The organism is Streptomyces sp. NPDC048565 (assembly GCF_040650935.1).
In the GTDB taxonomy this organism is placed as follows: Bacteria; Actinomycetota; Actinomycetes; order Streptomycetales; family Streptomycetaceae; genus Streptomyces.
In genome coordinates this window covers 70,229-82,488 of record NZ_JBEZIH010000034.1, presented here as the reverse complement: position 1 = coordinate 82,488, position 12,260 = coordinate 70,229, and the positions used below count along the sequence as shown (strand labels likewise).

General features: G+C 69.3%; 11 protein-coding genes and 2 pseudogenes. 8 read left to right on the top strand and 5 right to left on the bottom strand.

Annotation, left to right across the window (positions count from 1 at the left end; genetic code table 11):
- Window positions 1–280: 280 nt before the first annotated feature.
- From AB0C75_RS31985 to AB0C75_RS31965, 5 genes and pseudogenes are all read right to left on the bottom strand, one after another.
- Window positions 281–1,738, bottom strand: a complete 1,458-nt coding sequence (locus AB0C75_RS31985; RefSeq protein WP_362895390.1) for a catalase — start codon at window positions 1,736–1,738, stop codon at window positions 281–283.
- Window positions 1,739–1,929: 191 nt separating this feature from the next.
- Window positions 1,930–2,817 carry a 2-hydroxy-3-oxopropionate reductase gene (locus tag AB0C75_RS31980; RefSeq protein WP_362895389.1) on the bottom strand — a complete coding sequence of 296 codons (888 nt, stop codon included), beginning with the start codon at window positions 2,815–2,817 and terminating at the stop codon, window positions 1,930–1,932.
- A 48-nt stretch (window positions 2,818–2,865) separates the two neighbouring features.
- Complete coding sequence (locus tag AB0C75_RS31975; RefSeq protein WP_362895392.1) at window positions 2,866–3,696, bottom strand: TIM barrel protein; 831 nt, start codon at window positions 3,694–3,696, stop codon at window positions 2,866–2,868.
- A gap of 157 nt (window positions 3,697–3,853) precedes the next feature.
- A pseudogene (locus tag AB0C75_RS31970) lies at window positions 3,854–4,663 on the bottom strand (glycoside hydrolase family 16 protein); the annotation flags it as partial.
- Between the two features lie 225 nt (window positions 4,664–4,888).
- Window positions 4,889–5,201 (bottom strand): annotated as a pseudogene (locus AB0C75_RS31965) (extracellular solute-binding protein); the annotation flags it as partial.
- A gap of 191 nt (window positions 5,202–5,392) precedes the next feature.
- On the opposite strand from AB0C75_RS31965, the gene AB0C75_RS31960 reads away from it, so the two are divergent.
- The 8 genes from AB0C75_RS31960 (at window position 5,393) to AB0C75_RS31925 (ending at window position 12,217) form a co-directional block, all read left to right on the top strand.
- Window positions 5,393–6,241 carry a GntR family transcriptional regulator gene (locus AB0C75_RS31960; protein ID WP_362895387.1) on the top strand — a complete coding sequence of 283 codons (849 nt, stop codon included), beginning with the start codon at window positions 5,393–5,395 and terminating at the stop codon, window positions 6,239–6,241.
- A 148-nt stretch (window positions 6,242–6,389) separates the two neighbouring features.
- Window positions 6,390–6,641, top strand: a complete 252-nt coding sequence (locus tag AB0C75_RS31955) for a hypothetical protein (protein WP_362895386.1) — start codon at window positions 6,390–6,392, stop codon at window positions 6,639–6,641.
- A complete protein-coding gene (locus tag AB0C75_RS31950; protein ID WP_362895385.1) occupies window positions 6,638–7,015 on the top strand; it encodes a helix-turn-helix domain-containing protein in 378 nt (125 codons plus the stop codon). Before AB0C75_RS31955 ends, AB0C75_RS31950 begins: the two co-directional genes overlap by 4 nt.
- Before the next feature lie 107 nt (window positions 7,016–7,122).
- Window positions 7,123–7,629 (top strand): 2-oxo-4-hydroxy-4-carboxy-5-ureidoimidazoline decarboxylase, encoded by a 507-nt coding sequence (gene uraD / locus AB0C75_RS31945; protein WP_362895384.1) that lies wholly within the window; start codon window positions 7,123–7,125, stop codon window positions 7,627–7,629.
- A 40-nt stretch (window positions 7,630–7,669) separates the two neighbouring features.
- Window positions 7,670–8,062 carry a hydroxyisourate hydrolase gene (gene uraH, locus AB0C75_RS31940; RefSeq protein ID WP_362895382.1) on the top strand — a complete coding sequence of 131 codons (393 nt, stop codon included), beginning with the start codon at window positions 7,670–7,672 and terminating at the stop codon, window positions 8,060–8,062.
- 6 nt (window positions 8,063–8,068) lie between these two features.
- On the top strand, window positions 8,069–8,992 hold the full coding sequence (pucL, locus tag AB0C75_RS31935) for a factor-independent urate hydroxylase (RefSeq protein WP_362895380.1): 924 nt from the start codon (window positions 8,069–8,071) through the stop codon (window positions 8,990–8,992).
- Window positions 8,993–9,122: 130 nt separating this feature from the next.
- Window positions 9,123–10,511: an 8-oxoguanine deaminase gene (locus AB0C75_RS31930; protein ID WP_362895378.1), complete on the top strand. Its 1,389-nt coding sequence runs from the start codon at window positions 9,123–9,125 to the stop codon at window positions 10,509–10,511.
- A gap of 251 nt (window positions 10,512–10,762) precedes the next feature.
- Window positions 10,763–12,217, top strand: coding sequence for a nucleobase:cation symporter-2 family protein (locus tag AB0C75_RS31925; protein ID WP_362895376.1), 1,455 nt, complete (start codon window positions 10,763–10,765; stop codon window positions 12,215–12,217).
- Window positions 12,218–12,260 lie beyond the last annotated feature (43 nt).

Below are 12,260 nucleotides of genomic sequence, written 5' to 3'. Positions count from 1 at the left end.
ATGACCGGGCGCAGCCCCGGGAGGCGGTTTCGGCCCGGATGTCCGCCCCACGGGTGACGGCGCGCCCGTACAGCCCCGCCAGCCTGGGGGTTCGCTGTGGCCACAGTGACCGCGGCGGCGGCGAGCGGGTTGCCCGGGGCGGTTCCCTCAGGTCCGGAACCGGGACGCCGGGCGCCCTCGCCACCGCACTGGCGTCGTCCGCCGCCGCGGTCTCGTCCTGCCGGTGCCGTGTGCTGCCCCGCACCGGGGTGCGCGGCACCGGCAGGGTCTTGGGGGCGGCTCAGTCCTCGCGCAGGGCGCGGACCGCCTCCTCCACGCGCCTGCCGTAGTCGGCGTCGGCCGCGTGGAAGTGGGCCAGGTTCTTCTCGATCACATCGTCACGGGTGACCTGCGAGAGGCCGCCCGCGATGTTGGCGATCAGCCGGTCCTTCTCGTCCGCCGACATCAGCCGGTAGAGGTCGCCCGCCTGGAAGAAGTCGTCGTCCTTCGTGCGGGCGGGAGCCTCGTGCGTGCCCGTCCAGCCGTGAACCGCGAGCGGGGAGGCGAGGGCGGCGCCGGTCTGCGCGGGGCCCGCGTAGGAGTTGGGCTCGTAGTTCTTGTCGTGGCGCGAGCCGTACCGGGTGGTGTGCAGACCGTCGCGGCCGTAGTTGTCGACCTCGGCCGCCTTCGGCGCGTTGACCGGCAGCTGGGTGTGGTTGATGCCCAGCCGGTAGCGCTGCGCGTCGGCGTACGCGAACAGCCGGCCCTGGAGCATCTTGTCGGGCGAAGGGCCGATACCGGGCACGAAGTTGTTCGGCGAGAACGCCGCCTGCTCCACCTCGGCGAAGACGTTGTCCGGGTTACGGTCCAGCACCAGCCGGCCCACACGCCGGAGCGGGAAGTCGGCGTGCGGCCACACCTTCGTCACGTCGAACGGGTTGAAGCGGTAGTCCGCCGCCTCGGCGGCCGGCATCAGCTGCACGTGCAGCGTCCAGGACGGGTTGACGCCGCGCTCGATGGCCTGGAGCAGGTCCGTCTGGTGCGAGCCGGCGTCCTTGCCGACCTGCTCGGCGGCCTGCTCGGCGGAGAGGGAGCGCACGCCCTGGTTGGTCCTGAAGTGGTACTTGACGAAGAAGGCCTCGCCCTGCGCGTTCGTCCACTGGTACGTGTGCGAGCCGAAGCCGTTCATGTGGCGGTAGGAGGCGGGGATCCCACGGTCACCCATCAGCCAGGTGACCTGGTGGGTTGCCTCGGGGGAGTTCGCCCAGAAGTCCCAGACGTTGTCCGGCTCCTGGCGACCCGTGAACGGGTCCCGCTTCTGGGAGTGGATGAAGTCGGGGAACTTGACCGGGTCCTTGATGAAGAAGACCGGGGTGTTGTTGCCCACCAGGTCGTAATTGCCCTCGTTCGTATAGAACTTGAGCGCGAAGCCTCGGGGGTCGCGGACGGCGTCCGCGCCGCCCAGCGAGTCGGCCACCGTCGAGAAGCGGATGAACGTCTCGGTGCGGCGGCCCACCTGGGAGAGGAAGTCGGCGCGGGTGAAGCCGCTGACGTCGTCGGTCACCTCGAAGTAGCCGTACGCGCCTGAGCCGCGGGCGTGGACGACGCGCTCCGGGATGCGCTCACGGTTGAAGCGTGCGAGCTTCTCGATCAGGTGCTGGTCCTGGACGAGGATCGGCCCGCCGGCGCCGGCCGTGGCGGAGTTCTGGTTGTCGGCGACCGGGGCGCCTGACTCGGTCGTGAGCACACGCTGGGACATGGAGGCCTTCCGTACGGGCTGCTGACGGCCTCGGGAGCGTAGATTCGCCGCGACTAAGGCGTCAACGGTTTGTTGAAATCGGAGTGTGGTGTTCCGGATCGCGGCGGCGCCTGGGCGCGACAGGACAGGTGTCAGCGCCGCCGCGACCCGGAAGTTCAGGGGGGGAGGGGGAAGGAGAGGAGGGGGTGGGGCTACGAGCCGGAGAGGCGCTCGACCGAGCGCAGCAGCGCCGAGTGGTCCAGGCCGCCATCACCCTGTGCGCGCAGCGAGGCCACCAACTGGGCCACGACCCCGCCGACGGGCAGTGCGGCGCCGACGTTGCGGGCGGCGTCCGTGACGATGCCCATGTCCTTGTGGTGCAGGTCGATCCGGAAGCCCGGAGCGAAGTCACGCTTGATGAAGTTGCCCTTCTTGCGGGTCAGGACCGTCGAGCCGGCGAGCCCGCCGTTCAGCACGTCGAGCGCGGCGGGGAGGTCGACCCCGGACTTCTCCAGGAAGACGACGGCCTCGGCACAGGCCTGGATGTTGACCGCGACGATCAGCTGGTTGGCCGCCTTCACCGTCTGGCCGGAGCCGTGCGGACCGCACAGCACGATCGTCTTCCCCAGCGCCTGGAGCAGCGGCTGCGCGGCGTCGAAGTCGCTCTGCTCGCCGCCGACCATGATGGACAGGACGGCCTCGATCGCTCCGGCCTCGCCGCCGGAGACGGGGGCGTCGAGGACGCGGATGCCCTTGTCCTTCGCGCGCGATGCGAGGCCGACGGAGGTCTGCGGGGTGATCGACGACATGTCGATCAGCAGGGCGCCCCGCCGTGCGTTCTCCAGGATGCCGTCGGGGCCGTACGCGATGGCCTCGACCTGCGGGGACGCCGGCACCATGGTGACCACGACGTCGGCGTCGCGCACCGCCTCCGCGATCGAGGCGGCACCCTTGCCGCCTGCCGCGACCAGTCGGTCGATCTTGTCCTGCTCCAGGGTGTGACCGGTCACCTGGTATCCAGCCTTGATCAGGTTCTCGGACATGGGGGAGCCCATGATGCCGAGCCCGATCCAGGCGACCTTGGGGAGGTTGGTGCTCATGAGGGTGTGCTGCCTTCCGGTAGGCGTGGGTACGGGAGGGGCCGGGTCTCAGAGGCCCCGGGCCGGGAGCCAGTCGAAGGCTTCGGTGCTCGGCCGGTCGCCGGGCTTGTACTCCAGGCCGACCCAGCCGTCGTAACCGGCCTCGGTCAGCTCGTCGAGGAGGCGCTCCAGCGGGAGTGAGCCGGTGCCGGGCGCGCCGCGCCCCGGGTTGTCGGCGATCTGGACGTGCCCGGTCTTCGCGGCGTGCGCCTTGATCACCTGGCTGAGGTCCTCGCCGTTCATCGACAGGTGGTAGAGGTCCAGCAGGAACGTGGTGTTACCGAGTCCCGTCGCCTCGTTGACACGGTCGACGACCTCGATGCCCGCCGGCGCGCTGACCAGGGGGTAGAGCGGCGACTCCGTGTCGTTGAGTGTCTCGATGAGAAGGGTCGCCCCGATCCGGTGGGCCGCGCGGGCGGCCAGGACCAGGTTCTCCAGGGCGAGTTCGTCCTGGACGGCAGGGTCCACGCCCTCGACGCGGTTGCCGTACAGCGCGTTGAGCGCCTTGCAGTCGACCGAGGCCGCGAAGTCCGCCACCACGTCGATGTTGGCGCGGAAGCGGTCGGACTCATCGCCGGGCAGCGAGAGCGCCCCGCGGTCGGGGCCGGGGAGCTCGCCGGCGTAGAAGTTGAGCCCCACCAGCTGTGTGCCCGCCTCGTCGAGCGCCTTCTTCAGGGCGTCGAGCTCGGCCTGCGCGGGGGTGGGGGTCCCGGTCCAGGGCCACCAGAGCTCGACCGCGGTGAAGCCCGCGGCGGCGGCCGCCGCGGGGCGCTCCAGGAGCGGGAGTTCGGTGAAGAGGATCGAGAGGTTCACATCGAAGCGCTGGTCCGAGTAGCCCATCATGCGCTCCTTCCGTATTGCGGAAGTTAGTTTCTGCCTAACGGAAGATTGCCCGGTGTCAGGCGAGGCTGTCAAGAGGTGACCCGGATTCCGAACACACGGGAGCGGGGCGGAGGCACCTGCGCCCTCCGCCCCGCTCCTGCTCACAACTGCCTGGTCAGACGCCCGGCACCGTGTCCTCGAAGGTCGTGCCCGCAGCCCGGTAGCCGCTCACCAGGTCCGACACCTCGGCCGGGGAGAGGACCTGGTCCTTCACATGCAGCACGTAGTCCACCTGCTGGTCGTACGAGCGGGGATCGCTGCTGCTCAGGCCCTCCAGATCGATCAGCCACTGGTTGAAGTTGATCGACATCGGCCGCTCAGGGAGGTACTGCGCGCCGTGCGTGCCGAACAGCTCACCGTCGATGTAGTACGTGATGGCGCTGTCGTCGATCGTCACCACCAGGTCGTGCCACCCGTCGTAGCTCTGCCGTGCCTCGCTGTGCTCGTTGACGACCTCCCACGGATCGGGGCGGAAGGTCTCCCAGGAGGTGGTGTAGAGGGTGTTCCCCGACTCGCCCCAGCCGCCGTTGGGCAGGTACTCGAAGTCGTACTCGGAGTAGTCGTCCGCCATCGGCTCCTTGAGGTCGTTGATGGTGAAGAAGGTCTGGACGAGGTGGTCCCCGTCGGGCCCCGAGGTCGGCGCGTCGCTGAACTTCACCCGCGCCGCATAGGTGCCGTTGCGGAACTTCATGGACTGCGTGAGGATCTCCGTCTGCACCGTCGATTCCCCGGTGCCCGCCGTCGAGGTCTCCAAATTCATCACCGAGTCGCCGCCCTGGCCGCTGAAGGTGACGTTCTCCGGCGCCCAGGAGGCACCCGGCACCCCGGGGCCGCCGGAGTTCGAGCGGATGCTCCAGCCGTTCGCCGTGATCTGCGGGTCCGTGTGACCGGTGTAGTCGAAGTCGTCGAACAGTGTGGGCCCTTCGGCCGTCGCCGCACCCGCGGTCGAGGGCAGGGCGACGAGGGCCGTGCAGCCCAGGGCCAGGATGACGGCGGCCGCCGTCGCGCCGATACGGGTCCTGCGGAATGTCTTCATGCCGGTGTTCCTCTCCGGAACGGTGGGGGATGGGGAACGGTGGGGGTGGGTTACAGAGGTGGGCGCGCTGTACCTGCGGGCGCGGTCGCGAGGGATCGCGTGGTGAGAGGCGGGGTCCTTGCGGTAGATCACGACGCGGTTGGCCGCGTGGCGCGGAATGCCGTACGCGGAATGCCGTACTGCTTCCCCTCGTACGAGCCAGGCTCGGACAGGCCGTCGAGAGCCGGTCATCGCCGTCCAGCTCGTCCTTCCTGTCGCTGAGGTCCCGCAGGCCGCCGCTCCCGGCGCACTGCGCCACCTGCGTGTCGCCCGCCAGGGCGGCGGTGATCTTCTCGCCGATGTCGTCCCACTCCTGGATCCGGATCCTGACGTCGATGTCCGGGTGTGCGGCCTCGAAACCACCTGACCAGTGAAGCCCACTGGACAGCTCACCTCTTGATGGTGGATGAAGGTGGCATAGACCAATGAGGTCGTCAACCCCTTGAGAATGAAGGTGATTTGGGGAAACTGATGGCGTATCACCCGCTGGCTCTGTCCGTGGGGGTGACTAGACTCTTCTGACCAGTGGTCATGGCTCGCCCAACTGGTAAGGGGAGCGGGGCGCGCGAAGGGGGACGGATGGAAGCCGACGCACCGGGGACGGGGACGGTACTCAAACGGGAACGGGCGCGTGACGCGGTCCTCGAACTGATCGAGAGCCGCAGTCCCGGTGACGCCATCCCGTCCGAGCGGGCCCTCTGTGCCCGGCTCGGCGTGTCCCGGCCCACCCTGCGGGCGGCCGTCGACGAACTGGTGGCCGCCGGACTGCTCGTCCGCGAGCACGGGCGCGGGATGTTCGTGGCACCGGCGAAGATCACCCAGGAGCTGGTCTCCGCCGACCTCGCCATGAGCGTGCCGCAGGCGGCCGGAGCCTGGACGAGCAGGCTGCTGGAGTTCACGACCCTCCAGGCCGGCGCCAGGGTGGGACGCAAGCTGCGGATGTCGCCCGCCGGCGAGATCGTGTACGTCGCACGGCTGCGGCTGGTCGACGGCGCCCCCATGGCCATCGAGCACCTGCACATCAGGGCGGCGCTGGTGCCCGGCCTCTCGGCGCGGGAGCTGGAGGACGGCGATCTCTACGAACACCTCCGCCACACCCACGCGGTGCATGTCCGCGAGGCGGTCCAGGCCATCGAACCCACCGTCGTCACACGGGCCGAGGCCCAGCTCCTGGAGGTCCCCGAGCTCTCACCCGCCCTGCTCTTCGAGCGCCTGACCTCGGACACCACCGGGCAGCCCGTGGAGTACGTCCACTCGCTCTACCGGGGCGACCGCTACCGGATCGTCTCCCGACTGGCGCTCGGCCCGGCCGCCGCCGGCGCCTCACCGGCCAGGGACGGGCACCACCCCGGGATCCCGCCCGGAGACTTCCCGCAGGGCGACCCGATCGCGTCGTCCACCCGGGGGGACATCCAGGCCGGGCCGTGAGGCCGGAGCCACGGGGGCGGCGGCGCACCCGCGGCCCACCGTGCCCGTGGCCACCGCGCCGGGACCCTCCGGGCCCCCCGGATCCGTGCCTTAGGGTCGGGGCGAGCCGTGCGAGCCGACCGACGCGGCGGGACATGAGGGAGGCACCGTGCGCTTGAGGGTGGAATTCACCACCGAGCCCTTCGATCTCGACGAGGCACCCGCCCATGCGGTGGTGGCCCGCGAGGTCATCCGGACCGCGGACCTGGACGCCGTGGACGTGGGGCCCTTCGGGAACACCGCCGAGGGGGGCGCGGACGAGGTCCTCACCGCCGTGGACTCCCTGCTGCGCAGGACGCTGGCCTCGGGTGCCACCCGGGTCTCCCTCCAGCTCAACGTGATCGGGGAGGACATCCCGTGACCGGACCGGCAGATCACCCGCTGGTCAGAGCGGTGAAGCCGCTCGTCGACGCGATGGGGGCCGAGCTGCTCGCCCCGGAGCAGGCCACCACCGAGGACGTGGTCCTCGCGTGGGAGGGTGCCGACGTCATAGCCGTACGGCTCCCGCAGCTCTCCGAATCGCTGGACCACATCCTGGCCGCGCTGGAGCGGCGGTACGGAATGCCCCTGGCGGGCCTGGACCGTAAGGCCAAGCAGGGCGTGGTGCGCACCCTTGAGGCACGCGGCGCCTTCTCCGTACGGCACGGTGTGGAGACCGTGGCCGGCGCGCTCGGCGTCAGCCGCTTCACCGTCTACAACTATCTCAACCGGGACAACGCCGCCAAGGGTGAGTAGCGGCAATCTGTTCGCGGAATTTCAACAAACTGTTGACGTGATGTTGCGAAGGGCGTTAGCTGTCCGCAGCCCGACAACGCACAGCGAAAAAAGCCACGGAGGCTCCCGTGACTACGAGCTCCACACCGGGCCTCGCCCGGTTCAACACCCTGGCGACCGGAGAGGCCGCGGCCGCGCTGCACGAGGTGTGTGCCAGTGCGGCATGGGGAAGCTCCGTCCTCGCCCAGCGGCCGTACGCCGACACGGAAACCCTGTTCTCCGCGAGCGACTCCGCCATGGCGGAGCTCTCCGCGGAGGACCTGGCCGAGGCCATGGCCGGCCACCCGCCGATCGGGCGCCCCGCACCGGGGGACCCGGCCTCCGCCCGTGAGCAGCGGGGGATGGCCGGCGCGTCCGATGAGCTCAGGGCGGAGATGCTCGAACTCAACCTGGCCTACCAGGAACGGTTCGGACATGTCTTCCTGATCTGCGCCACCGGAGCCACCGGTGAACAGATGCGCGACGCGGTGAAGGCCCGGATCGGCAACTCGCCCGAGCAGGAACGCGAGATCGTCCGAACCGAGCTGGGCAAGATCAACCGCATCCGGCTGACCCGCCTCGTAGAGGACTCCTGAGAACTCGTACCACCAGCAGAGAACAAGGAGCGTGACGGTCTTGAGCACCGACACCACCGCATCGGTGTCCACCCACATCCTGGACACCAGCATCGGCCGTCCCGCGGAAGCCGTCACCGTCTCCCTGGCCGCCCGCAGCGGCGTCGACACGCAGTACGTGGCGCTCGGCGGATCCGCGACCGACGCGGACGGGCGCTGCAAGGACCTGCCGGCCCTGCCGGAGGGAACCACCCATGTACGGCTCGTCTTCGACACCGAGTCGTACTTCACCGCGAAGAAGCAAGCCGAGGCGCAGCAGGACGCCCCCCGCGTAAGGGACAGCGGCGCGTTCTTCCCGGAGGTGGCGATCGCGTTCGCCGTCGCCCCGGGCGAGCACTTTCACGTACCGCTGCTGCTCAACCCGTTCGGCTACTCCGTTTACCGAGGGAGCTAGCAGACAATGCCCACGATTCTCGGCCAGAACCAGTACGGCAAAGCAGAGAACCGCGTCGTCAAGATCGTGCGGGACGGCGACACCCACCACATCAAGGACCTCAACGTCTCGGTCGCCCTCTCCGGCGACATGGACGACGTCCACTACTCGGGCTCCAACGCCAACGTCCTGCCGACGGACACCACCAAGAACACGGTGTTCGCCTTCGCCAAGGAACACGGCATCGAGTCCGCCGAGCAGTTCGGCATCCACCTCGCCCGGCACTTCGTGACCTCGCAGGAGCCGATCGAGGTGGCCCGGATCAGGATCGAGGAGTACGCCTGGGAGCGCATCGCGACCTCAGACGGCAACTCCAGGTTCATCGGCGCCGACGAGGTCAAGCACTCCTTCGTCCGCAAGGGCCAGGAGACACGCACCACCCAGATCACCTTCGACGGCGAGAAGTGGGAGGTCATCTCCGGCCTCAAGGACCTCACCGTCATGAACTCCACCAACTCGGAGTTCTGGGGCTACGTCAAGGACAAGTACACGACGCTGAAGGAGGCGTACGACCGCATCCTCGCGACCGATGTCTCCGCCCGGTGGCGGTACAACTGGACCAGCGACGAGGAGCGCATGCCGAACTGGGAGAAGTCCTACGAGCAGACGCGCAAGCACATGCTCCAGGCCTTCGCGGAGACGTACTCCCTCTCGCTCCAGCAGACCCTCTACCAGATGGGTTCGCGCATCATCGACAACCGCAGCGAGATCGACGAGATCCGTTTCTCGCTGCCGAACAACCATCACTTCCTGGTGGATCTGGAGCCCTTCGGCCTCAAGAACGACAATGAGGTCTACTTCGCCGCCGACCGCCCGTACGGCCTCATCGAGGCGACGGTGCTCCGGGACGGCGTCGAGCCGAAGATCCCGGTCGACATGACCAACCTCTGACGCGGTGCTGAACCGGCCTCCGCCCCGCCGCGGGCATCATCTCGGCACCCACAGCCGTAGCGCTGTGGCACTCAAATCCTCCTAGGGTCCTGCCGTGCCCACATCGCCAGCCACAGAAGAGGGAAGCACCATGGCAGCTCCGGCAGACCCACAGCGCATCGTCATCGAGAACTGTTCGATCGCCACCGTCGACGCCCATGACACCGAATACGCCTCCGGGCACGTCGTCGTGGCGGGCAACCGCATCGAGTCCGTCGGCGCCGGCCAGGCGCCGCGGAACCTCGGGGGAGTGGTACGGCGCGTCGACGGCACCGGCCACCTCGTCACCCCGGGCCTGATCAACACCCACCACCACTTCTACCAGTGGATCACCCGGGGCCTGGCGACCGACCACAACCTCTTCGACTGGCTGGTCGCGCTGTACCCGACCTGGGCGCGTCTGGACGAGCCGATGGCCCGCGCGGCCGCGCAGGGCTCGCTGGCGATGATGGCCCGCGGCGGTGTCACCACGGCCATGGACCACCATTACGTCTATCCCCGTGGCTCCGGCGATCTGTCCGGCGCGATCATCGGGGCGGCCCGGGACATGGGCGTACGCTTCACCCTCGCGCGTGGCTCCATGGACCGCAGCGAGAAGGACGGCGGACTGCCGCCGGACTTCGCCGTGGAAACCCTTGACGGAGCGCTCGCCGCCACCGAGGCCACCATCGACGCACACCACGACAGCTCCTTCGACGCGATGACACAGATCGCGGTCGCGCCCTGCTCACCCTTCTCCGTCTCCACCGAACTGATGCGTCAGGGCGCCGAGTTGGCCCGGCGGCGCGGCGTGCGCCTGCACACCCACGGCTCGGAGACCGTCGAGGAGGAGCAGTTCTGCAAGGAGCTGTTCGGGATGGGGCCGACGGACTACTTCGAGTCGACAGGCTGGCTCGGCGACGACGTGTGGATGGCGCACTGCGTCCATATGAACGACTCCGACATCGCCGCGTTCGCCCGCACGGGCACCGGCGTCGCGCACTGCCCGTCCTCCAACGCCCGCCTCGCCGCGGGCATCGCCCGCGTCCCCGACATGCTCGCCGCCGGTGTCCCGGTCGGGCTCGGCGTCGACGGCACCGCGTCCAACGAGTCCGGCGAACTCCACACCGAACTGCGCAACGCCCTCCTGATCAACCGTCTGGGCGCCCACCGCGAGAAGGCACTCGACGCCCGCCAGGCGCTCCGCCTGGGTACCCATGGCGGCGCGAGGGTCATCGGCCGTGCCGACGAGATCGGCTCCCTGGAACCCGGCAAGCTCGCCGATCTCGTGCTGTGGAAGCTCGACACCCTCGCCCACGCCTCCATCGCCGACCCCGTGACCGCGCTGGTCTTCGGCGCCGCCGCCCCCGTCACCCTCTCCCTCGTCAACGGCAGGGCCGTCGTCGAGGACAACCACCTCACCACCGTGGACGAGGACGCCATCGCCCGCGCGACCCGCGACGAGGCCGGGCGCCTGGCCCGGATCGCCGCCGGAGCCTGATGCTCCGTACCCCCTGACAGGCCGGCCGAGGGGGACGGCCCTCGGCCGGCCGCCGCGTACCCCTAGGGCGCTACTTTCGAAACACGCCCTAGGGTTCACGGCAGCCTGTGCGGGGCGCGTACGTCCGTACGTGCCCCGCACAGGTGAGCTCGAAGCTGCCCGCACCAGCTGCACGACCTGCATGAACGCACCACTCAGCACCACCTCCCTGACACCCACGTCACTCGACGTGCACCCGACCGGAGGAAGCCGTGGCAGCTACGCCCAGGTTTCGCAAGAACGCAGTCGACGCAAGCGCGGCAGAAGCAGGAACATCCGGAGAGCCGGGTGGTGGCACCCACCCGGTCGACGAGACACTTCCTCCCCTGAGGATGTTCACCAGCGGCCTCCAGCACGTGGCCGCGATGTACGCGGGTGTGGTGGCCCCGCCCATGATCGTGGGGCCCGCCGTGGGCCTCGGTGTGAAGGAGACCGCCTTCCTCATGGGGGCGAGCCTCTTCACCGCGGGGATAGCCACCCTGCTCCAGACCCTCGGCTTCTGGCGCATCGGCGCCAGGCTGCCGTTCGTCAACGGCGTCTCGTTCGCCGGGGTCACCCCGATGATCGCGATCGGCAAGGACCGCGGACACGACGGCATCGCCGTCATCTTCGGCGCGATCATCGTCGCCGGTCTCCTCGGCTTCGTCCTCGCCCCGTACTTCTGCAAACTGGTGCGGTTCTTCCCACCCGTCGTCACCGGCACCGTGATCACCCTGATCGGTGTCTCGCTGCTACCGGTCGCCTTCAACTGGTCGCAGGGCGGCAACGAGACCGCCGGCGACTACGGTTCGACGACGAACATCCTGATGGCCGCCGTCACCCTCGTGATCGTGCTCGCCCTGCGCAAACTGCTACGGGGCTTCCTCCAGCAGATCGCGATCCTGCTCGGCCTGGTCGTCGGCACCCTCATCGCGATCCCCGCCGGCATCACCGACTTCGGGGCACTGGGCGACGCCGACGTGGTCGGTTTCCCGACGCCGTTCCACTTCGGCGCACCGCAGTTCGAGATCGCCGCCATCATCTCGATGTGCATCGTGATGTTGGTCTGTATGACCGAGTCCACCGCCGACATGCTGGCCCTCGGCAAGATCGTCGGGCGCCCGGCGGACGAGCGGACCATCGAGGGCGGACTGCGCGCCGACACACTCGGCAGTGCCATCAGCCCGCTCTTCAACGGCTTCATGTGCAGCGCGTTCGCCCAGAACATCGGTCTTGTCGCCATGACCAAGGTCCGCAGCCGGTTCGTCGTCGCCGCGGGCGGAGTCATCCTGGTGTTGCTCGGCCTCGTCCCCGTGGCCGCGTCCGTCATCGCCCTCGTGCCGCTCCCGGTCCTCGGCGGCGCCGGCATCGTGCTCTTCGGGTCGGTCGCCGCGAGCGGTATCCAGACGCTGGCCGCCGCGGCCCTGGAGAAGGGCGAGAACGCCCTGATCGTCGCGGCGGCCGTGGGTATCGGCCTCATCCCGATCGCCGCGCCGGACTTCTACCACGCCTTCCCCGACGACCTGCTGGTCGTCCTGGACTCGGGCATCTCGACCGGCTGCGTGGTGGCGATCGTGCTGAACCTGGCCTTCAACCACTGGGGCCGTACGCCGGACACCGGTCCTGACGGGGAAGCCGTGGAAGGCGAGCCGCAGGAGGACTCGCGGGCGCTGCCCGTCGCCCACTGACCCATGCGCGTACGGGCGTCCGGTCGAGGGCGCCCGTACGCAC